This window comes from Photobacterium indicum, assembly GCF_003026215.1.
GTDB lineage: Bacteria > Pseudomonadota > Gammaproteobacteria > Enterobacterales > Vibrionaceae > Photobacterium > Photobacterium indicum.
In genome coordinates this window covers 1,163,754-1,187,219 of record NZ_PYOC01000001.1, presented here as the reverse complement: position 1 = coordinate 1,187,219, position 23,466 = coordinate 1,163,754, and the positions used below count along the sequence as shown (strand labels likewise).

18 protein-coding genes are annotated in these 23,466 nt (G+C 40.4%); 5 read left to right on the top strand and 13 right to left on the bottom strand.

The window, feature by feature from the left end; genetic code table 11:
* Positions 1–2: 2 nt before the first annotated feature.
* The 5 genes from eutQ to C9J47_RS05235 form a co-directional block, all read right to left on the bottom strand.
* Positions 3–737, bottom strand: a complete 735-nt coding sequence (gene eutQ / locus C9J47_RS05255; protein WP_107252551.1) for an ethanolamine utilization acetate kinase EutQ — start codon at positions 735–737, stop codon at positions 3–5.
* Positions 738–766: 29 nt separating this feature from the next.
* Entirely contained in the window at positions 767–1,237 is a 471-nt protein-coding gene (locus C9J47_RS05250) for a EutP/PduV family microcompartment system protein (RefSeq protein ID WP_107252550.1), read from the bottom strand.
* Between the two features lie 2 nt (positions 1,238–1,239).
* Positions 1,240–1,590 (bottom strand): ethanolamine utilization microcompartment protein EutS, encoded by a 351-nt coding sequence (gene eutS, locus C9J47_RS05245; RefSeq protein WP_107252549.1) that lies wholly within the window; start codon positions 1,588–1,590, stop codon positions 1,240–1,242.
* Between the two features lie 976 nt (positions 1,591–2,566).
* Positions 2,567–3,298, bottom strand: a complete 732-nt coding sequence (locus C9J47_RS05240; protein ID WP_107252548.1) for a hypothetical protein — start codon at positions 3,296–3,298, stop codon at positions 2,567–2,569.
* Positions 3,299–4,029: 731 nt separating this feature from the next.
* The gene (locus C9J47_RS05235; RefSeq protein ID WP_107252547.1) at positions 4,030–4,281 is read right to left on the bottom strand and encodes a hypothetical protein; all 252 of its coding nucleotides are present in this window, start codon (positions 4,279–4,281) and stop codon (positions 4,030–4,032) included.
* Between the two features lie 227 nt (positions 4,282–4,508).
* Between C9J47_RS05235 and C9J47_RS05230 the strand changes: the two genes are divergently transcribed.
* Positions 4,509–5,675 (top strand): AAA family ATPase, encoded by a 1,167-nt coding sequence (locus tag C9J47_RS05230; RefSeq protein WP_107252546.1) that lies wholly within the window; start codon positions 4,509–4,511, stop codon positions 5,673–5,675.
* A gap of 157 nt (positions 5,676–5,832) precedes the next feature.
* On the opposite strand, the gene pulA is transcribed toward C9J47_RS05230, so the two are convergent.
* A complete protein-coding gene (gene pulA, locus C9J47_RS05225; RefSeq protein WP_107252545.1) occupies positions 5,833–9,429 on the bottom strand; it encodes a pullulanase-type alpha-1,6-glucosidase in 3,597 nt (1,198 codons plus the stop codon).
* Between the two features lie 416 nt (positions 9,430–9,845).
* On the opposite strand from pulA, the gene C9J47_RS05220 reads away from it, so the two are divergent.
* On the top strand, positions 9,846–10,721 hold the full coding sequence (locus C9J47_RS05220) for a LysR family transcriptional regulator (RefSeq protein ID WP_107252544.1): 876 nt from the start codon (positions 9,846–9,848) through the stop codon (positions 10,719–10,721).
* A gap of 167 nt (positions 10,722–10,888) precedes the next feature.
* On the opposite strand, the gene C9J47_RS05215 is transcribed toward C9J47_RS05220, so the two are convergent.
* From C9J47_RS05215 to C9J47_RS05200, 4 genes are all read right to left on the bottom strand, one after another.
* Positions 10,889–11,338, bottom strand: a complete 450-nt coding sequence (locus tag C9J47_RS05215) for a dCMP deaminase family protein (RefSeq protein ID WP_006229860.1) — start codon at positions 11,336–11,338, stop codon at positions 10,889–10,891.
* A gap of 267 nt (positions 11,339–11,605) precedes the next feature.
* Complete coding sequence (locus C9J47_RS05210) at positions 11,606–12,064, bottom strand: NfeD family protein (RefSeq protein ID WP_107252543.1); 459 nt, start codon at positions 12,062–12,064, stop codon at positions 11,606–11,608.
* Positions 12,061–12,999, bottom strand: a complete 939-nt coding sequence (locus C9J47_RS05205) for an SPFH domain-containing protein (protein ID WP_107252542.1) — start codon at positions 12,997–12,999, stop codon at positions 12,061–12,063. The genes C9J47_RS05210 and C9J47_RS05205 overlap by 4 nt, the downstream gene beginning before the upstream one ends.
* Positions 13,000–13,188: 189 nt before the next feature.
* A complete protein-coding gene (locus C9J47_RS05200; RefSeq protein ID WP_107252541.1) occupies positions 13,189–13,581 on the bottom strand; it encodes a VOC family protein in 393 nt (130 codons plus the stop codon).
* Positions 13,582–13,731: 150 nt separating this feature from the next.
* Here C9J47_RS05200 and C9J47_RS05195 point away from each other — a divergent pair, with 150 nt between their 5' ends.
* Complete coding sequence (locus C9J47_RS05195) at positions 13,732–14,856, top strand: YdcF family protein (RefSeq protein WP_245903291.1); 1,125 nt, start codon at positions 13,732–13,734, stop codon at positions 14,854–14,856.
* A gap of 27 nt (positions 14,857–14,883) precedes the next feature.
* Here C9J47_RS05195 and C9J47_RS05190 read toward each other — a convergent pair whose 3' ends face one another.
* Positions 14,884–15,570, bottom strand: a complete 687-nt coding sequence (locus tag C9J47_RS05190) for a pseudouridine synthase (RefSeq protein WP_107252714.1) — start codon at positions 15,568–15,570, stop codon at positions 14,884–14,886.
* Between the two features lie 692 nt (positions 15,571–16,262).
* Between C9J47_RS05190 and C9J47_RS05185 the strand changes: the two genes are divergently transcribed.
* Both C9J47_RS05185 and C9J47_RS05180 read left to right on the top strand, forming a co-directional pair.
* On the top strand, positions 16,263–17,195 hold the full coding sequence (locus C9J47_RS05185) for a LysR family transcriptional regulator (RefSeq protein WP_107252539.1): 933 nt from the start codon (positions 16,263–16,265) through the stop codon (positions 17,193–17,195).
* Positions 17,196–17,374: 179 nt separating this feature from the next.
* Complete coding sequence (locus C9J47_RS05180; protein ID WP_107252538.1) at positions 17,375–18,466, top strand: alpha/beta hydrolase; 1,092 nt, start codon at positions 17,375–17,377, stop codon at positions 18,464–18,466.
* A 180-nt stretch (positions 18,467–18,646) separates the two neighbouring features.
* Here C9J47_RS05180 and C9J47_RS05175 read toward each other — a convergent pair whose 3' ends face one another.
* Entirely contained in the window at positions 18,647–20,179 is a 1,533-nt protein-coding gene (locus C9J47_RS05175) for a phospholipase D family protein (protein ID WP_107252537.1), read from the bottom strand.
* Between the two features lie 334 nt (positions 20,180–20,513).
* Positions 20,514–23,435, bottom strand: a complete 2,922-nt coding sequence (locus tag C9J47_RS05170; protein WP_107252536.1) for a cytochrome D1 domain-containing protein — start codon at positions 23,433–23,435, stop codon at positions 20,514–20,516.
* Between the last annotated feature and the right edge of the window lie 31 nt (positions 23,436–23,466).

Below are 23,466 nucleotides of genomic sequence, written 5' to 3'. Positions count from 1 at the left end.
ACTTACGCCCACTCAACCGGATAAGTAATGTAGACGTATCGCACATGAGTAGGAGTACCAAACTCAACCGAACTTCCCTTCGGGATAAAAATGACATCACCAGGCTTACCAATCGTTGTGCCGGCAGCCGTTTTTACGTGGAATTCACCTTCTAGTACGACATTGACTTCGTCATAGCACAGGGTCCATGGAAAAAATGCATTCTCCCACCCCATATACCCGACACCCATATTGCTATTTTCCTGAGCACCAATCACATCTGTCAGACCAATATTCTTACCCGGAGCACCATCAAACGCGCCGAGCTGAACAGCATTACCACGTACAAGTACAATACCGTCATCATTAATTTGGCGAGGCGAATCTGGTGCCTGCATATTAAAATCAGCTAAGGCTTTGGCAACTAACGATTGAATTAACTCACTTTTTTCGCCATTAACATTGGCAAGCTTTGATTCAACTTCAGCTTGAATATCTTTCGCGATAGATGAGGTCGGCACAACCGCAGGCTGTATTGGCTGAACTTGTATTTCTGCTGTTAACACTGGTGCTGCCACTGGAGGGGTTATTTGCGGTTGCGGCGCAGCAGGCGCTTCATCAACAAACTCGATTCCTTCCACTTTGGCAACATCGCGGGCTTCAGGTGTAATAATAAAATCTTTCACGGGTGCGATTAGGTACAGACGGTTTTCCGACTTTGCCTTACGCACATCCGCAGCAGAGATTAATGTTTTCATTACTGCAATCCTTGGTGGTTACACACAACTCACTCCAACACGACAGGCTGGAATGAAAGTAAATGGTCATAGAGCTGATCAATTGATGCCTGATCAAAAATGGACGTATAAAAAAATGGTCCATGAATACCGTGTTGTTTGAACAGAGCACTCGCTCGCTCACAATCAGCACCTTCTGCATCAACCTTACTAATTACCCCAACAATATTTTTATTAGGATATACACGCAATAAACCACTCGGAGCAGTTAATCTTTTTGTCGTAGCAGGCTGCAAAATCACAATTGTTTTAACACTGGATATCGTTGAAAGCAGTGCACCATTCCACGAACGATTATCAATAAACTCTCCAGGAGTATCGATAACACGCCCCTGATAAAATATCGGTGACTGAGTTTTACCAATATTAGTTTCCTGATCGATTAATTTATTAATTAGCGCAGACTTACCTGCGTCAACCTCACCAATAAAAGCGATATTTCCTAACTGAGTATTTTCCATAATTATGTTCGCGTTAAATCGCAGGTGTTATAAGCCAACGTATCATTTAATACTCTTACAACAGTTTTTAATGATTCCTCTACAGAAGCAACACTGCCTGTAATAACAAGCGCCCCTGAAAATCGGTCAAGAAAGCCAATACTGACATTGGCAGCTTTGGTTGCTATATCACCAGCAATGATGGATGTTTCACCAGGTGTTAAGGTTAGGATTCCTATCGCACCTAAACTTTCCACCCCTACTCGCTCACATAACTCTTCGGTTGGATTTGCAACAAGATGCGCAAGTGTGACTTGCTTACCCGGTACAAACTCCTGAATTATCCGCTCTTTACTAGCATTAATATCTATCATCAGGTAATTATTCAGAACAATACGAATTGCATATAATCTACACCTAAATATAGAGTTATTACTCAACCTGTGTCACAGTTTTTGTGTAATTAGTCATTAAGTATCATATTGCGTTCTGAATTTTTGAGCTTAATCACCTTATTACTTATATGGGTATAAGCAATTTTATTTATCTTGACCCCAAAATTAATCAGTAATACTCAATTAATAAAAGTATTAACAGCTCCTGAACAAATTAAAACTAGATAAACAATCAACATTTTATATAAATAAAATGTAAGCAAACATTAACAAGAACGGAATTAATTATTTCAACAAAAAAAATAATTACCCCCAGCTCTTATTGTTAATACTTTGTTTATTCTTTTACTGTGAAAAACATTCTTTCATTATTTGTAATCTAATATAGTAATTATACTTTTCAGGCATGTTGCTCATTACCACTTATTGGACATTTTCCGGATATGATGCTTTCCTGCTCAGTTATACACCGGCTCTATGCTAGAAATAGTCCATCAGTCTGTTTGCTTTCAAGCTGATGGTGTTTGGAAAACAAAAAACATACCAAGAGCAAGTGATGTCATGTCGCTTTTCACTAAATATGACCATTCATGAATATCAAGATAGAGTTTTGCGGTTGTTGCTGATGAACTACGTGTATTGTTACAACGTACGCATAGTTCAACAGAAGATGTTCATTCAAGCTGTGAATGATATATCCGCTCAAATGTCGACAGAAAACCTCATCACAAGAACTGAATGAGATCGCTCAACACCTAAGCAGTGAGGTGAGTAAGTTTCGTATCTAACCTAAACTTAGGCTAAGTATTAGGCCAAAAGACTGGCAGTCTATTAAATTTGAATATACTCACAAAAGGCGATACGTTACAGCGTATCGCTTTTTTAGTATTGTATTACTTTCAAACCCAGCCTATTACAGTGAACATATGGGAGAAGCTAAGAGTTCAAAATTTGACTAAATATTTCCGTATACTTTTGCAGGAACTTTTAGCGCATCAATGATTACATAATTATCGCCGGTTATGCATGATGCCAACCTCTTTCTCTTTTCCTCACCTTCCTTTTTCGTCGTGTAATCAACGGCTACAATATGATGAAATGGGGAATCAAGCTTTGAAAAAGGACTGACCTTATAATCAACAAGTTTGTAATTACATAAAGCGTTTGAATAACGAAGGAGCTCATTGCACTTTTCGAAAGCTTCTGAACCCATATTTCTTCTTATATGTAAGCTTCTTAGATTAGATATAATATCCGCATCATTTTTGTATAAATCACACGGTCCGCCGTAGGCTACCGAGTTAACAGAACTCATGAGAGGCTGATAGCCTTCAGCAATCGCCATCGAGCATGTCTTCTTGTTAATAATTCCGGTTGAATGCACCCCTAACTTCGTCTGGACCAGCGAGATAACCTGCCTTTGGTCTTTTCCTTCAAGATAAGCTTTTGCATCAACTCTTTGGCTCTCAGTAACATATTTGTAAGCGAGTACGTCAGTAGTCGAAGATGAAAACTTTTTTATATCTTCAGAAAAAACATTCAGTAATGTAAAGCCGGTCGCGATAGCTATTGGAATAAAAATGAAATTAAAACCTTTCTTTTTAGTCGCAACTTTTTCTCCACAATGAACACAATTATCATCATAACTAGAGATTTTTTTTTGACAGTAGGGACAATTTATAATCATACAAATGCCTTTCTTTATAATACAAACTCAATTTTAGTTCGTAGGACAATTACGCCACATTCAATTTTTCTCACATAAGATCTAGAACGACTATTATTTTGTCGTGAGCAACACCCTTGTAAACTTATTACTAACCAAGATGACATTCAATACCTCTAAGTGTCACACAGGTATAAATACACTCTACAAGCTCAGTTTGCGGGTATTCACCCTAAAATCAACACAAAAACGAGCAATATCCCTTCGCATTACGCTTAAAACAGTGGAAGTGGCAACTTTTCCATTTTATTTTTTTCCTGTATTTTAGCTTTATCCCTTTGGTAGAGCGGTTTAATAGATTCTATGTTCGTTAATTACCACTAAAAAGTAGATAATATTAATATTGTAAGATCATGTGACATCATTAATATTTAATGAAACATTCAAGATTACAAGTCAAATATTCTATATTAAAAAGTAAAGCCTAGAAACAATTACTACCATATCAAATTAAGTTAATAAAAATAAACATATCACCAGCAATTTAAAATTAACATTCTTATAGCAATCATTAACTAGTTCACTCTGTAAGTTATCCAAAACAGGTACTCATCAAAATCACACCATTTTTTGATGCCACTATAAATACAAAAACGCCAGCGCAAGATGTTAATCTTTGCGCTGGCGTTTTGAATTATTTCTCTGCAAAGCCGTTCGTATCACTGTCGATCTAATGTAACGGCTTAGCATAATTAGGGTTTACGTTTTACCGTTACATCTTCACACTCACCATCAATCACATTATGTGACGGTGCTGCTTGATTTAACGGTGACTCATCAAAAGATCCTTGCGAAGCAGCAGCGTTAGCATATGCCATTTTTCGTTGAATAAATGGCTTGGCTATAAATGCCGCCGCACCGATAAATAATGCCATTATTGCTGCGAACGACACCGTAAATAGACCAATGACAATAGCGATAAAACCAGCAATAATATTTCTCATAATCGTGCCTCTTTCATAATTCAATTTGGGCTAAACCATCACTTGCTGTGAACTTACCTCAGTAAATGCAACTTAGCAAATCACATTAGACCTCTTACCATTATGTTAGATTACTCTATTGAGTATGAATCTAACTTGAACAGAAGTAATATTTTGCAACTGCTTCATGTATGATTTAACGCAAGTTACCTCAACGTCATTATGCTCAGATAATTACAGCAGGCTTTATGATTACATCACTTTCCATCAATAACTATCGCTCTGTTTTACAATTAACATTACCTTTAGGCCCGCTAAACGTTATTACTGGTGCCAATGGCAGCGGGAAATCAAATTTATATAAAGCTTTGAAATTATTAGCAGATACTGCTAATGGTGGCGTAGTAAATACGTTAGCTTCTGAAGGCGGATTGGATTCCACCTTTTGGGCTGGACCCGAAAATATTACTGCAGCTATGCGTCGTGGCGATGTCCCAGTAGAAGGAAGTGTACGTACTGAAGTACGTCGATTACGTTTAGGGTTTGCCACCGAAGATTTTGGATATTCAATCGCACTTGGCTTGCCTGAGCCATCCAACTCATACTTTTCACTCGATCCTGAAATCAAACGTGAATGTATATGGAGTGGTCCGTTTTATCGTCCAGCCAGTGCATTGGTTGACCGTAAAGGCTCGATGATAAAAGTACGCAACGGACGAAGTTGGCAAGTAGCTTCTCAACACATTCAGCACTTCAACAGTATGTTCGATCACATATCAGATCCTAATGGTGCACCCGAAGTCTATCACATGCGCGAGCTCATTCGCAGCTGGCGGTTTTATGATCATTTCCGTACAGATAAAGACGCACCAGCCCGCAAGCCACAACTAGGAACACGCACTCCCGTATTACATCACGATGGACACGATTTAGCCGCTGCGCTACAAACCATCATTGAAATTGGTGACAGTGTCACCTTACATAAAACTATTGATGATGCTTTTTCAGGTGCTCGCATTCGTATTGTCTGCCACGAAGACAGCCGGTTCTCAATTGAATTTCATCAAGAAGGATTACTCCGCCCTTTATCCGGCGCAGAACTCTCTGATGGTACTTTACGTTATTTACTTTGGGTAGCTGCGTTACTAACACCACGCCCACCCAGTTTGATGGTTCTAAATGAACCTGAAACCAGCTTGCATCCTGATTTATTACCAGCATTGGCACGTTTGATTTTACATGCTTCAGCACAAACTCAAGTCTGGGTGGTATCACATGCCAGCCGCCTAATTGCAGCCCTAGAAGAACACCCTTCCTGTAATGCAATCAATTTAGATAAACAGCTCGGTGAAACCATCATTCCCGATCAGGGCTTGCTTGATGTCCCCTCTTGGTATTGGCCAGATAAACACTAGTCTGATTACCTTTTGTCTTCATTTCTGGCGTAAATAAAAAATCCCTCAGTGAATGTATTACTACTCACTGAGGGATAGTTTTTAGTAGAGATCTACCGTGTTACCAAGAAAGATAACAGCACTTAATTATGTAACTCGCAAGATCGTTGTCGCGTAATTATTTATCTGAGACAGGTAAACCTGCACCACGTTCACCACTACGTTTTTGCACAAACACAACTGGCGTCCATGCTGGTACTGTCAACTTGGTTTCAGCCACTGATGCCCCCGCTGTTAACGCTGGTGTATGCTTCTCACTAACCGTAAAGCCAGTTTGCTTGATATCAAACGTCTGCACTTTTGGTGTCGCATTAATCACAATTACCATCGCATCTAACGTTGAATCCAAATCTCCACCAGAATCCTTACCATTATCGATACTCATCACAATCAGACCCGGCTCTTGTGCTGCACCTGTGTTATGAAAATCAACACGTGCATTCACTTCTTTACCTGTACCTAACGTGATCAAAGGGTAAGATTGACGGAGATTAGCAAGTTCTTTATAGAAGCTCACCATATCTTCCATATCCTGTGATGTTGGCTTAGCATTTTCGCCGCTGCCTTCAATCACTTTGGTGATAATGTCGTAGTTATCACCGTCTTTATCTTTACGCGGCAAGCCTTTATTCCAGTTGTTATCTTCTAGCGTAAAGTCGACCTTGTTGAACCAATCACCTGAATCGTACGAGTCACGCTGCATTGATTTAGAGCGTAGAAGTTCTGATCCCATATGCAAGAAAGGTACACCTTGACCTAGCATAGCCGTTGATAGAGACACAGTTTGCATTCTTACACGTGTAGCAGATGTTACGTCATACGGAATCTTGTATTGATTGTTATCCCATAAGGTTTGGTTATCGTGCTTAGAGACGTAGTTTTGTACTTCCGATGGATCCACCGCATAACCCGCAGGTTGCCCGTTGTAATCCACTTTCTCACCACTTACTATTTTTCCCTTAGAATCAATCAGCATGAAATCTTTTAAGTTTCCAGCCAATCCTAAGCGAGTTAAATCAGCAAGGTGAAGTGCCGTTTCTTTTGATGTTTTATTCGTATCATTCGGTTGAACAAAGGCGCCGTTACCGAAACCTTGGTTTTCACGTAATCCCTCTTTTCCATCAAATGGACCACCACCACGAACAGCATCACGTAAACGGTCAGAGAAGCTACCTATGCCCGTACCACCTAAGTTAGGTTGTGTTGCTTGTACAAAGAGTCGATCGTTTTCGACTTCACCAAAGTTCCAACCTTCACCGTAGAAATAGGTATTAGGATCGACCTTCTGTACAGCGGCCAATGATTCCTGTATTTGCGCTAAAGGATGGTGACCCATTAAATCAAAACGGAATGAATCAATCTTGTAATCACGAGACCAAACAACTAATGAATCTTTAATTAACTTAGCCATCATTGCGCGTTCAGGGGCTGTATTAGAGCAACAAGTCGAGTTTTCAACAGACCCTGTTACCGGATTCAAGCGGTTGTAATACCAAGGTACAATCTTATCAAGTACTGATGTTGCAGACTCTGGACCTGCCGAGTTCGTGTGGTTGTATACAACATCCATAACAACGTTCATGCCAATATCTGTTTTAATCGACTTCACCATTTCACGCATTTCTAAAATACGTGTAGTGCCATCAGGGTTGCTCGAGTAAGACCCTTCAGGAACAGTATAATGGAGTGGATCATACCCCCAGTTGAAGCTATCAGTAGCAGACACTAAACGGTTAAGTTCTTGAACAGATGGATTGGCTGTTGTGTCGTTACCCTGCTCACGCTTAAGTACTTCAGCGATAGTTAAACCTGATGAACAGTCATTCTTAAACGATGACGTTTTCACATCTGAGTTTACTTTGCATAACTTGCTGAAAAGCTCATCGATATCCGCAACTTTGTTTGGATCTTCATTAATGGTCGCGATATCAAAGATTGGCAGTAATTGCAGGTGAGTCACACCCTTTTCTTGTAAGGATTTAAGGTGTTCAACAGGTACTGAGTCTATCTCGCTAAACGCATCAAATTTACCACGCATGTCAGCAGGCGTTGATACATCTTGAGCAGAAAAATCACGCACATGTGATTCATAAATCACAAACTGAGATGGGTTGTCTTGTTTCATTGGGCGTTGCAGCTCATCCCAACCTGCTGGCTTAAGATCTGCATCATTAAGATCAATTACTTGGCTGAATTCAGAATTCATTGAAAGGCTTAAAGAGTATGGGTCGGTGACTTCATAATCCATCATCACTTTCGTTAATGGGTGGTAAACTTTTACGTGGTAGCGGTAATAATCTTCAGTTTGCAGTTTATCAGTTGTTAACGTCCATGCTCCGCTGTTGGCATCAAATGTCATCGGTAGTTCAGCCGTTGATTTTTTATCCGCAGAGTACTTCACGACACTGACAGATTGAGCCGTCGGTGCCCACAGTGTGAACTGCACGTCAGTACTACTAATAATTGCACCGTAACTCAAGTTATCACCCGTACCAGCATTGCCTGTATAGATCATATCAAGTGCACCAGAAGGCTGAACTTGAGTTGCGAGAAGTACCTTACCAGCTGAATCGTAAGAAACAGCAATTAACTGACCTTTTAATAATGCTTTAGGATCTGCTTTCACTGATTCAAAATCGAGCTGCCAACTTTCTAGTGCTTCTAGATGTGGGAATTTCTCTGACCATGAACCATTCGTTGTTTTGCTAGATGTAACTGTTTTCTCTACTCCTGAAAAGGTCTGCGTTTGGTTGTTGTACTCAATGCCCGCTTTTGATGCATACAGTAATTCAACACGAGCAGCACCTGATTCAAGCGCTAGAATATCAGCCGTTAACCAATGTGCAGATGCTCCACTTAGCGTCGCTGAAGGCAATTTAGCCATCGGTTGATAATAAACCGTTGATGATCCTTCAAAGGTAAATGCAACATTGCCAATCTTAGCGGCTTGTTCAAGATCGAGCTGCGTGTTTTCTAATAACGACTTTTCATCACCATCATGAGGAATAAAGTTAACGCAATTGCTCGCATCATCTTTCAGCGCAATATCCCAATAATCACCGTATGTTTCACTATTTCCAGTTATAGGTAAACCTGCATCCCAAGACGTATCACTTCCTGCATAGGCAGCACATGTATCATCATTCCACACATGCAACTTCACATTCGATGCCGCCGTATCATCTTCCATATTCAGGAATACGCGAGCGGTTTTTTCAGGTAACGGTGGAATATATTCAGGGAATACTGCTGAAATCCCTTCTTGCGTAAATACATAGTTACCTTCTTTATGCACCTGTTCTAAATCTAACTTACCGTTAAATTCACCTAACGGCTTATCTCGATTAGCATCTCGCGGAATAAAGTTGACACACTGAGTCGCATCTTCTTTTAAATCGATAACCCAATATGCGCCATAAGTCTCGTCAACCCCAGAAAAAGGAACGCCAGTATCCCATTCTGAATCGGCATTTGCATAGCTACCACAAGTATCATCATTCCAGATATGTAATGTATACCCATCATAACTTCCCGCCGCCTTCGCTTGCGCAGGGTCTAATTTAAAATAGATAGCCGCCTGATCTTTATTAATCGGTGTGAATTTCCCCGATTCATCAATCGCGTTATCTGAAGATGAGCTATTACAACCAACGAGGGTAACAGCCGATAAAAGAGGTAGTGTTAATTTTGCTATCGTAGACAATTTAAAATTCACGTTTCTTTCCTTGAATAATTCATTCTTATTGGTCTTGGGGAAGATAAGAGTGTTTTATTTTTATGAGCGAAAAGTAAGATAAAACTGTCTATACAAACTGTGATTTCAAACACTTACTAGTAATTAATATAAGTAATTTTATGCTTATTGGCAGCTAATCACAGATTGTAGGTATACAAATTAATCAGCTGCAATGTACAAAATGATAGACACATCAATATTTTAAACAGTCAAAACAAATGAACAGCTTTTTATACAAATATAATTATTATTAACCCTTCCTATCACCACTCAAAAAGCACAAAATAAGCTCAAGAATTACTACGGGTAATGTCCTTCGGAAAAATATAAATAATCAGATACCATAAATATGATAACCTTTTGTTATCATATTTCATTCAACGTTCGAAAATATTATGCTGAATAACCAATGGCTGAATACATTTATTACACTGGTCGATGTAGGACACTTCACTCAAACGTCAGAAAAACTCTTTATGACGCAACCTGGTGTTAGCCAGCATATAAAGAAACTAGAAGATCAAGTGGGTACTCTGCTATTGCATCGTATTGGTAAGAAATTTGAGTTAACTCAAGCAGGTGAAGCGCTTTATAATTTTGGTAGGCTACGCGCAACCGAGGAAGCTGACTTATTGATATCATTAAAAACAGACAATCCCTATTCAGGTGAATGTCGTTTTGGGTGTTCAGGCTCTATGGCAATGTTTCTCTACCCTAAATTTTTATCAAGGCAAAGCAAGCACCACGACCTTCATATCTCTATTGAGGCTGCACCAGACCAACGTATTATCAATGAAGTTTTGAATAACAATATTGATATAGGCATTATCACGCAACATGTTATATCAACAGAACTCGAACAAGAGTCACTCGGACATGAGGCTCTTTGTTTAGTCGTGCCTCATCAATATAAAAATCAAAAAATGACTTTCGTAGAACTTAATCAGTTAGGTTTTATTAATCACCCCAATGGTGAGCAATATGCCGAACAAGTATTACGTGCGAATTATAAAGATGATTATCAATCGATAAAGCAGATCAGAAAAATCAGTTACATCAACCAACTCAATCAGATTTTACTGCCAGTATCTATGGGGTTGGGCTACACTGTACTGCCTAGAACAACAATCGAACAATTTGAATTACAAGATAGTATTGCCATTTTACCAAGCGATACAATTGTGAATGAAGAACACTTTTTGATTAAGAAAAAGTTTCGACAACTCCCTAAACGCTACCAGTGGTTTATCGATCTGATAAAGAAACAATAATGGTGTATATAAGCATTACTGTAGCTGGGTATAAGTAGATTGAATGAAAATAGAAAGCCTCGATACCATATTTTTTATTCAAACAAGCTTTTGTTCTAACAAGCTTTCATTATAACAAGACATGCTATCAAGGCTGTTATACCCAAGTTACCTCAAGGTATTACATTTTATTCTTTATCTAAATCGGCTAGTGGTAACCAATCAACATCAACCCCTGCCTGCGTAAACATACCTTGGCTGATTTTAATTTTATCACCCCAACGCGATAAAAAGTCTTCACTCTGCTCAGGGCAATGCACCATTGATATACCCGTCTGGATAATTTTTGCAGCACAATTGGGGCAAGGAAAGTGTGTTACCCAAATTTCACACCCTGACAGATCCCTTTTCGCAAATAAAATTGCATTCTCTTCCGCGTGAAGTGTTTTCAGTAGCTTCATATCACGATCGTCGGTATTTGCACTGTCTGAAATACCGTGTGGGTAGCCGTTGAACCCAACAGAAACAATACGATTATGCTCTGTAATAACTGCACCTACCTGCGTAGAAGGATCTTTACTCCAAGAGCCAACTAACTCTGCCATTTGAAAAAAACGTTGTGCCCATTTTGAAATCATATTCTCTTCCTCTACTGCAAATGCGTTCTATTCGTTATTGTGCAAAACTTAACGCGAGGTCTCAACTAACATTCGCTTTTAAGGTTACTTTTTTTATACATTTTATGCGTTAATACTTAATCTAGTGGATTTTGGCCGTGATACGTTCATAAGGCAAGCGCATAAAGTCATTGATAACGTGTAAATATTACTAGCATAAAAAAACGACGCTCTATATAGAGCGTCGCATTTAATAAAGAACAATATTATAAAAGCTGTATTAAGCCATTATTTTTGCGCTTTAGGCTGAATAATTAACATGATGCCATCAACATCAATAACCTCTACGAGTACACCAGCTTCTAAAGCAACATCTGTTCGTACAAGCCATGTAGTATCGCCTAACCTCATTCGCCCAGTACCTGCTGCTAAGGGCTCGTCTAACACAGAGACTTGCCCGATTAATTGTTCTGAGCGTTGATTGAGCGTGCGCCCTTCATCTTCAACTCGGTCTTTCTTGCTTTGATAACGCCACCATAACCACGTTGTAAATAACGAGAAAACCGCAAACGTTAGCCATTGCAATGACCAACTCAATGGTAGAAGCGACAAGAGCAATCCAACAAGAACAGCAGAGACACCCAACCAAAGCAAGTACCCAGCAGTTCCGAGTAATTCAAGCAGCAACAAGGCTAAACCAAATGCAACCCAATGCCAGAAGTTCATCTGTTCAAGTAGGGCTATCATGCGTTGCTACCCTTCGTATTATCTGATTTAGATTGACTTAATAATTCTGCAATACCCGCAACAGAACCCATCAAGCCCGTAGCTTCAAGCGGCAGCATTATTACTTTGCCATTTTCTGATTGACCAATCGCTTTCAATGCATCGGTATAACCCTGTGCAATAAAGTAATTAATAGCTTTAACGTCACCTTTCGCTATTGCTTCTGATACAACGCTTGTTGCTTTTGCTTCCGCTTCGGCTTCACGCTCACGAGCTTCTGCTTGAAGAATAACCGCTTGCTTATCACCTTCAGCACGTAATATTTCTGATTGCTTGTGGCCTTCAGCTTTAAGGATCTCGGCTTGACGAACACCTTCGGCTTCAAGAATATCGGCACGCTTATTACGCTCTGCTTTCATCTGCGCATTCATCGCAGCAATAAGATCTGCGGGTGGCTGCACATCGCGAATTTCAATACGTGTAACCTTTACACCCCAAGAATTCGTTGCCTGATCAACAATGGTCAGCAATCGGGTATTGATGGTATCTCGCTGAGATAGCATTTCATCAAGCTCCATCGAGCCTAATACTGTACGCATATTGGTAAGCGTTAAATTACGAATCGCATGTTCTAAATCACTGACTTCATACGCAGCTTTCGCAGCATCAATGACTTGAATAAAACACACGGCATCGATAGTCACACTCGCATTATCACGAGAAATAACTTCTTGCGCGGGAATATCGAGTACTCTTTCCATCACACTGATTTTATTACCAATACCATCAATAAATGGCACAATTAAGTTCAAACCAGGTTGAAGTGTTTTCGTGTAACGCCCAAAGCGCTCTACTGTCCAATGGCTACCTTGGGGCACCATCTTTACACCAGAGGCAATGAACGCGATTGCAACAACAATCAGTACACCGATAGTAATTAATGAATCATATGGCATTTACGTATCTCCTTGACAAAAACCGAAGGTGGTAAAAGAGGTGTCAGGGGTCTATTGTATATGCCTCGCCAAATAGCTCTACTGCTTTATGATTGATTTTTCAGTGAAATTAAATGATTCAGCGTTTTATTGAATATAACAGGCAAAATTTTACTCGTCTATAAAAACCGAATAAACCATTCGCGCAGACTATGATTCTTTTTCTTCGTAGCTAATAATCGACAACACTGAGCCGCAGTTATCCATAAATGCACATAAACGCCCCACACCGGGTACATCCATGGGTGCAAAAACGGCTTTACCACCCGCTAATTCAACTTGTGACAATGTGGCATCAACATCATCAACCGTTACATACACTCCCCAATGATTAGGTACATGACTGGCTTCTTCAGGCTTTGCCATTACCCCACCAACAGGTTGCCCATCAGCTTTAAGCACATAATAGGTACCAGTAGACATCGACATCTCCTCGACATCCCAACCAATCACATCTTTGTAAAATGCGAGTGCTTTTTCTGGCTCATCAACCATCAATTCAGACCAGCTAAACGCACCATGTTGTTTAAACTGATTATTCATTGTTCGCTCCTTTATGCATTGCACATGTTAAAAATGTAAAAGATGATTTCATACTGATTACTTATAAAAATAGCTCATTCTGACAAAGCAGCACACCTGATATCCTGTTTAGGGTTTTGTACTATCTTGAGGAAATTTAGGAGTAGCGATGTGGATTTCTTGCAATTCATCATCAAGCTCATCACACTAGTCATTATCAGTAGCAGCTTCTTGATTAAAAAGAAAAATACAAGGAAGGTCAGAATGGATGTAACAGAGAAGCTTCCTCTTAACTTACTGTCTCGGTATGCTTTGGATGCGTTTAATAGCAAAAACCGCTTGCAATACCCTTTAAATAGGCAGCTTGTGTCAAACTTAGAAGCCGTCGTTTTTTACCTACAAGAAGCACTCACGCTGTCACCTTCTAGCTTTGAACATCATTTCACCTTAGCCAACATGCACACGTTTAGTGGCGATATGCATTCTGCCCTAAAATCTTACCAACATGTTTTGCTAACGGCTCAAAACCATCAAGATCAAGTCACGGCTTTAACCTACCTTTCTGTTTGGCTGCACCATCAAAACGAGCATCAAAGAGTGACATCTTATCTGAGTCAACTCGAGGCGTTAGATTCGCATCACGCGTTGCAAGTAAAAACATTACTCGCGACATTAGAAGTAATTCTAAGTTACCCAGTGGATTGTTTATCTCGATGTACAGCATCAAAAAAAGCGATAGATAAAACGACACAGTCTAACCATGCCATTATCGCCTTGGGTTATTTATTGAATGACAACGGATCAATCGCAGCACCATTATTAAAGCGATTAACACTAACGCTATCTCTGGCGAATAAATATCCGAAAGCTCTTATTATCGTTACAGGAGGGTTAGCTAAGGCAGGACGAACAGAGTCTTCTGCAATGAAAGCATGGTTAGTTGAACAAGGAATGAATAAAGATAGAATTATCGAAGAAAATAAAGCGACAAACACCATTGATAATGCCAGGTTAAGTTTAGCGTTATTGAATAAATACAACATTCAAACAGCAACACTGGTGAGTGCTTCTATTCATGTTCACCGCTCTCATATTTTATTCGATGTTTTACAGTGGCAGAGTCGTTTACAAGATAATACAGCAACGCAAACCATTTATTTTAATCACATTGCGGTTGACGACGAACTATCAACATCAGAATTTCCAGAAGGAAAAGTAAAGCGCGATTGCTATATCGATGCCTTACGAAGCTTTGGCTTGCCCGCTTTTAATTGTCCGCCGTTTGTACAAATTTAATCGCCTTGCGTTTATACCCATTCCGTCTTACTTAAAATAAGCAATTTCTTCAGGTGTTAGGAAACGCCACTTCCCGACGTCAACATCCAATTTGATATTGCCAATCTGTTCTCTATGTAAAGTCACAACACGATTACCAATGGTAGAAAACATACGCTTTACTTGATGGAACTTGCCCTCTGTTATCGTAAGTAGCACTTCGTTAGAGCTAACAACATCGAGCTTCGCAGGGAATGTAAGTTGCTTCTCACCTTGTAACTGCACGCCCTGTGCAAACTTCTCGGCGGCATCTTCTGCAATTGGATTTCGCAACCCAACACGGTACGTTTTTTCGCATTGTTTATTTGGCGTAATAATATTAAAAGACCAACGACCATCATCGGTTATCAATACTAACCCTGTGGTGTCTGCATCTAAACGCCCTGCTATATGAAGATCTTCTGCTTTTTCCACATCGATGTAGTTAAACAATGACGGGTACACCTCATCAATATTCGAACAGATCGTATTCAAGGGTTTATGCATCAAAATATAACGTGAAGCACGTGCTATTAGCTTTTCCCCATCTAACAGAACGTCATTGTTTTCATGAACCTGAGTCGCCTCATTGCTAACGACTTCATTGTTAACAATGACATTCCCCGCATTGATCAGCAGAATCGCTTCAGTTCGGGTTAGATCGGTACTTTTACAAATAAATTTATCAAGACGCATGAAAAACAACATTAAAACAGCAAACAGAAGTCGCTATTATCCTTATTCATTAATAAAAAACCAGCAAGGATAATTAGAAACCAGTCTAGATTGGTATAAACACACGGCAGCTCTACGCTCATGAAAAATTATTCAAGTATGGTAAAAGTCGTTTTACTAAAAAAAATCTAATTCTAGGAAAAAGCTAGGAAAGTATACTTCTTCGTCTTGACCATTGGAGAACTTCAATCTTTGAGGTTAGAAGAAACCTTCTTCCTCAAGAATACTAGGCGGCTATTCGATGAATCTTTCGTTCGACGCCTTTTTAAAATGACCATAAATAAACGCGTTGGTTTGTTAGAAAAGGCGCCTAGCCCCCCATACACAACGCCCTAGCCCTTATCAACATTGGCCGCTGATAGCGTCGTTATTACTCCATTATTAGTCATGAGCGGCTCATAGTTGAGCGAAAGATTATATTACTCTGTAACCGCAAATAACGCGGTCGAAAGTAATAAGCTGCCACCCATAATTTGTTTAAACAAAAATAAGGCCTTCTATAAAATTGAAAACGAAACGGTTAAGCGACTGTGCACTTGTTGCGTTTATTAAACTCGTATCGCCGACAAAAATCGATGAATTAGAGAAAGTCCTTTTTGCAATATCTGTGTAGAATGAATCTTAGAAACAGGGAGTTTTATATAAGGATATCGATGAAAAATAACCTAAACGAGCTGGATCTCAATTTGTTGAGAGTGCTCAAAGCCATCGTTGAAACAGGCAATACCCATGCCGCAGCAGAAAAATTGGGAATCTCACAAACCAGTGTCAGCCGTGGATTAGCCAAGTTGCGTGAAACCTTTGGTGATCAGCTTTTTATTCGCAAGGCGCATGGTGTAGAGCCGTCAGAATTAGCAGAAAAATTGGCTGAAGCAGTCGATGAAATGCTCAATCCAGTAAAGAAAGTGATGGAGTCCTACAACAGCTTTAATCCTTTGCAGTTTGACGGTGAAATTACCATCGCAATGAACATCTATTTTTTAGAACTATACGGTGATGGGATTTACTCTGCCCTTAAAGACGTCTTACCAAAAGCCAATTTTAAGCTAATTTACTGGCAAGGAGAAACCTTGGCTGAGATGCTTAATGGCCATGTTGATTATATGGTCCATTTTTCAGCATTCCCTCTTCCGCAAGAGATCTATCAACACAAACTGCAAGACATCGATCTCTGCCTTGTTGCTAGGCAAGATCATCCGGTGCTTTCTCACAGCAGTGATTGGGAAGACATTTATCATTTACCATTAGCACGACTGATCATCGATGGCGTGAACACCAAGCGTTCTCCGATTGAAGAGATCTACCTTGCGAAAGGATATCAAGCAACATTATCTCTGGTTACTCATAGCACTAGAGTTCTACTGAACCAGTTAAAGCATTCAGATGCCATCTTATTTGGTAGCAGTTATATGACTACTCTTGATGCTGAAGTGGCAACTTACCCTCTTCCTCTACTACCGAAAGAAGTGCGTAGTATTCAAGTAAATGGGGGCTACCTTCAAACCAAGAGAGGCTTCGCACTGAACCAACTGTTACATCAAACTATGCAAACATTTTTTGATGGCCTAACTCAGCCAGAACAGTAAGTCCATCTATTCTGGATATTTAGCAGCGCCTCAAACTTGATTGAGTTGATAGTGCAAATATGAATTTCTCCAATTCATATGAAAACTTAATGGTTTCACCATAATGCCTCTATCGACGCGATAGCAGGTGATTCACGTTATCCCTAATCGCAACCCAAGTAAGCTATTAAAGGTGAAACATGAAAAAGATAAAACTAATCCTGGCACTTATCGCACTTACTCCGTTATCGATATTGGCAAGCGCACAAAACCCATTAAAAGTGAATGAAAAATCGTTACCAATTCCTGTACATGCTTCACAAACAGTGCAGCACACTTTGACTGTTTTACCGGCACCATTAAACAGTGAATCGGTGAAAGCGATAACGATACCAAGCACAGATGCAGAGTGGGAAATACACATATCAAAATTTAATTACCCTACAGAAGTGCAAGGCCGTCAAGCTGCGAAAGACTTAAATGTAAAGTACACAGTGGACAAGATTGATGGGGTTGAAGTTTATACCCTAACGCCTTTTAAAATATCAGAGAAAAATGCGAATAATCTGTTCCTTCATATTCATGGTGGCGCATGGATTTATGGTGGAGGTGATGCACTACTTCGTGAAGCGGCAGTTATAGCGTATAAGTTACAAATGCTTGTAATCTCTGTTAATTACCGAAAAGCACCTGTTCATCCAGCACCAGCCGCACTCAATGATATTATCACGGTTTGGAATGCGCTTATTAATAAGCGTCAGGCGGGCTCTATCATGATGGGCGGCACATCTGCCGGAGGAAACTTAACCACAGCTGCAACATTACGCATGAAAGATCTCGGCATGCCAATGCCAGCTGCGCTATTCATTGGTACACCAGCAGCTGATGTTTTAAAAAAACCGGATAGCCGATTTGTTAATGATGGGATTGATGCTTTGCTAGGGACTTGGGATGGGTTAATCGAAGCGTCAGTAGAGCAATATGTGGGGGACTTAGATCCAACAAGCCCTTACCTTTCACCAATTTATGGTGACTTTACAGGCTTTCCACCAAGCATCTTGGTTGCTGGAACGCGTGATTTAATGCTGAGTGATACCGTATTACTGCACCGAGCAATCCGTGATGCTGGCTCACACGCTGATTTACATGTTTATGAAGCGCACTCTCATGGTTTTTATATGCTGCCAGGCAAAGATAGAACCAATTTTTATGCAGAAATGAACGATTTCTCTGATGCTTATATCGAGAGATATGACGAACTGGCGCCAACAAAAAAATACATTAACTATTAATGATATTTTAATTCCCGAAAAGAGGTAGGGGTATGTTATCGCTTATCGCCATACACAGCCCCCTCTAATTGAATGTATTACTGATTTTACTCAATTAGCAACGAATGAATTATTTCAGGTATGAAAAAACCGCTTAATTGTGTACCTAGCATTGACAGTACCTTTACGAGTTAGCTTACTTCACAGGTACTTCTCTATTGGCAATAACTGTAAAAAACGTGATTGAAATCGCTCCCATCGGCCTGTCTCAGGTTCGCTTTCCCAACTTTTTTGACCGGAATACCAACGGACTTCGCCTTCTTGTAACCTCAAACGCCAGCTATTATCCTCGTTCATCGCCTGCTCTATATCATCAGCAAGACTTTCAGCCACACTTTGGTTTTCAATGACTAGAATAGACTCGGTATTGAGGTAGGTTGAACGTAAGTTGAAGTTAAAAGAGCCGATGCTAGCCACTCGTCTATCAAAAACAGCAGACTTAGCATGAAGACCATAAGCTAAGGTCGGGGCGCATTTGGATAAGTCTCGAGTAGACTCTTCGCATAAACTCGTGTCTGGTTTCAACTCAAACAACTGTATGCCATGTTCAAGCATGTCCTGACGTCGACCTGCGTAGCCTGAGTGGTTAGTAACTAGGTCATTCGAAACCATTGAATTAGTCAATGCTTTTATCTGCACTCCGTTGCTGGTCAATTCCTGCACCTCTTCTAATTGACGATCATCAAATATGAGATATGCAGATTCCAATAATATTTCTTGCTCAGATTCACGAGCCAATTCAGCCAATACTCTGGCCGTCGCCTTCGGTTCACTGGTGTTATCTTCATCGACAGGCACTGGTCGGTCAGAAACAAAACGAGCTTGAACCCAAGTCATCTCACCCACTAAATCTTTTAAGAATCGATTGGCAGTCTTACTTCCTTCAGGCAAAGCGGGATAATTATTGTAACTAGGCGCGGAAATCGCATCTAACACTGGCTTATATGGTGCGACTTCACCTCCCAGTAAATCGACTGGGTAAGACCAACGGCTGTCCCAGTATTCTCCAAAACTAACTTGAATATCGGTAACTACCGAGCCCATTACCAATACATCGCGGTCACGAAAATTGATTTCATCAGAAAGGTCAAAATATTCATCACCTATATTACGCCCACCAACAATGGAAAAAGCACCATCAACGGTAAATGATTTATTGTGCATGCGGCGGTTTAGACGAGAAAAATCACCTAAGAAATTTAGCCACTTTGTGACGCCACGACGGGTTGGAATCGGATTGAATATGCGGATCTCTATTTGAGGGTGAGAATCAAGAGTGACAAGCAGATCTTCTCGTTCATTAAGATTGATATCATCCAGCATCACTCGGACTTTAACACCACGATCTGCAGCCGCTATTAAACGGTTTGCTAGGTAGTGACCCGAAGCATCCGAATTCCATATGTAATACTGAATATCGATACTATGTTCGGCAGTTTCGATTAATGCCAACCGCTGAGCCAATGCGTCCCAGCCTGTATCTTGCAGCAGAACCGCACTCGTTTCTTGTGTAGGCTGTTGAAGCCGATAAGAGTCACTCAACTCAGCCAATGTACTCGTTAATGGCGTGACTACAGGCTCATTAGGATGATTAACCTCTTCGGGTAGTGATGCGCAGCCAGTGAGAATAGCGACTAAAAACATCGTTATATTAATACGTTGGAACACTGACATTTATTAAACTTCCTTTTTAACTTTGAATAACCAATTCTGGTTCTATCTGCTAATTATTTCTGGTGATACCTGAAATTGATAGGTACTTGTCTATAAAAAATAGTATACCAAACTGGCTTCCGTCTCCTGCTACTGAGTAATTACATTGAAACACAATGGGACAAAAGCTTGCTGGAGATGAAAGTCCACTCGTGGTCGTGCGCTGTTCGACTTGGTCGAGTCATACAATCGACTATAACTTGTTCATACGTGATAAAAAAGCCGAGTATATTGAATATACTCGGCTTTTAACATTAACAACGTTCGTTCAACTGATCATATCATCCCTAACTGATCAGTTTTGATTATACGTTTTCACAACTTTTTCCAACTCGATCACTTCTGGATCAGGAATATTTTCATCTGGATATGCATTACGCACCTTCTCTGTAAGCCCCTTTGCAAAGACTTGATAAAGAACACGCGTTGACACAGTGATGGGATATTGAATGTCTTGCGGTAATTCAAAGCGCTCGCTACGCGTTTCACCCGACTTAATTCTCGTATCTTTACCAATTTTCACATAGCGCCAAAAACGTAGGCCGACAGGTTTGCCGTCTTTATCTACACCGACTTTAATGAATTTACGCGCATCTTTCGGTATATAGCCATCTTTCATCACACCACTGGTATATACGATTTTGCCATTTACATCAGTCGCGATAACTTCCAGCCAAACCTGTCGCCTTGCCCCACCCGGCATGTCATGCCCAGAGTTAACATTGGTGACATTAGCGACAAGTTGATTACCATCTTTGTCTACTGAAAGGGTTAATGCCGTTTTAAGTATGTCGATACTCATTTTCTTGTGTTCTGGATTGCGCATCCCAGTGAAGTAATAGTTCCCTCCTACTAGGTGATGTGAACGTAAGTTCGATTTTACTGGTCCATCATTTGTTGATTGACCACCAACGCGATTATCGAAATCAGTTACATCTTGGGTCATGTGGCAATCGATACAGGTTTTATTTTTCTTCGGATCATCGGGTGCATTAAAAGGTGATGCCAGCCACTCACCAAAGTTGTCGTTAACATTTGCCCCCTGACCTGTTGTAAATTCATTATGGCATGTCGCGCAGTATAACGAACTCTGGTACAAATCAGGATTTGAATACGATGCTTTATGCTTCGCTGGAAGTGCATTAATCTGTTTTTCAGACAACCATTTCAGCATGCTATTCTTTGCATCTTCAAAGACATAACTCTCGCGATCTTTAATGTTAACGGTCATATCTGTATTACCACCAGCATTTTCAGCTTTGGTTACCCGATGACAGAAAACACAGCCTGTTCCACGTTCACTCACAGATTTTCCATGTGCGAATGCTTCTTTTAAATCTTGTCCACCTTTACTGTACATATCGCCAAAACCTGACAACGCTTTCGTATCGTTGTTAATCACCATTTGCGGTGCATGGCAACCTCGGCAAAGTACCCGAAACTCTTCCCCTTCGCTTTGTGCAGCAACATCTTCTTGGAACCGATAGTACGGATGATCCATGTTCATACCATGGTTAGAATCTGCCCACTGGTCATAAATGGTAGTATGACAATCAGCACACTCTGCCGAGTTCACCCATTCATCAGGGTGTGTATAACGTTTTTTATCATCAAGTCGAAGCCATGTTGAAAGATAAGGTAAGTTTTCAGGAGCCCGAACATACTCATTCAATGCAGACATCATTTTCGCCGCTTCTAGTGGCGGGCTTTCTACGCTGATAAGAGGTAAAGCATCCTCTCTTGGATCACCGCCCATTCCGCCCTGTGTCTTTTGAATAATGTCGATATATGCACCAATGACATCACCTGCAATCATCTTTCTGACATCGACGTGACCCGTCACCGCGTTGCTAAACCGATCTTTTTTACCATCTTCCATTAACTGGCGATTAGTAAAATTAAAGCCATCCAAATGACAAGAATTACAGCTCATCCAAAAGTCACCCGCCATAGGGAAGTTCGGAGAATCTGCAATATTGGCACTGTTAAATAATGTTTTACCTTCACGCAGTTGCTTCGGTAGTGGATCTGCCTTTACCAAATCAGCAAAATTGGCTTGCGTTAATTTCACTTTGGCAAATGGGCCCACCGCCCCAGTATCAAACTTAGCAATGTCTAATGACATCGCGTTTTGTACATAAAGCTCTCGTCCATTAATCAATAGACCTCTTGGGTTATTGCCGGGAACATTACGGTATATTTGAGTTGCTTTAACCCCACCTTGAAACTTCTTCCGACGGTGACGTTTTTTGTTCTTCTTACCTTGGCGCGATAAATCAAACACCATCAGGTCTTCTGAGCCAGCAAGGGTGAAAATGGCCTTTTTACCATCATCGGTAAAGGCGCCATCATGTGGGTTAGAGACAATACGTACTCGGTTGCCACTTTCTATTATATTAATTTGCTTAAATAACTGCTTACGCTCATCAATAATTTCATGCTCATCGCCAAACGTTAGGTCTAAAAGAGAAATCGTTGGAAAGACTGTCGACTGAAACTGAAAGTCATGCCCGAACGACCACAAGACATGAGGTAACCAAGCCTGAGTACCGTCAGGAGAAATTACAATGTTATCCAGTAAACGAGGTTTGCCCTGAGGGTTTGTTTTAACCGAGTCGGCCTCACTATCCACTAATTGAATCGTTTTAGTCAATTTAGGCTGTTTCTTGGTTATATCATAAATAGAAACCTGACCAGACAGCGAATGCGTCACCAGCAGGCGACCATCATCCGTCAGAGCAAGGCCACGAGGTGTTGATGCAGTCTCAAGCGTTTGCGTGATCTCTCCCTGTCGATTAATGACTAACAATTTATCGCGTTCAAAACTGGTTACATAAAATTGCTGGTTCAACGCATCAAATACCACCCCAAAAGGACGGGAAGGTACAGCTGTTACTTGTTTAGTTTGTAATGTTTTAGCATCAAGAAGAACAACCTGATCATTTAAATAATCAGTCGCCAATAACAATTTGCCATCATTGGTCAACGCAATGCGTCGAATGTCTCGACCAATGGTTGATTCATTGACCAGCGCACCCGTTTTTCGATCAAGAATGCTGACACTGCCGGCATCAAAATTAGCGCTAATAATTAGTGTTTTTTCCTGACTAAACAACATTGAGCTGCTTTTCTCAGAGCCAAATACCGATTGACTCAACAGCACTAACATCAACAGAAAAAGTTGCTTTGCAGGCTTATATTTACTACTTAACATCATTCGCCTATCCACTCACATTTCTTCAAGCCAG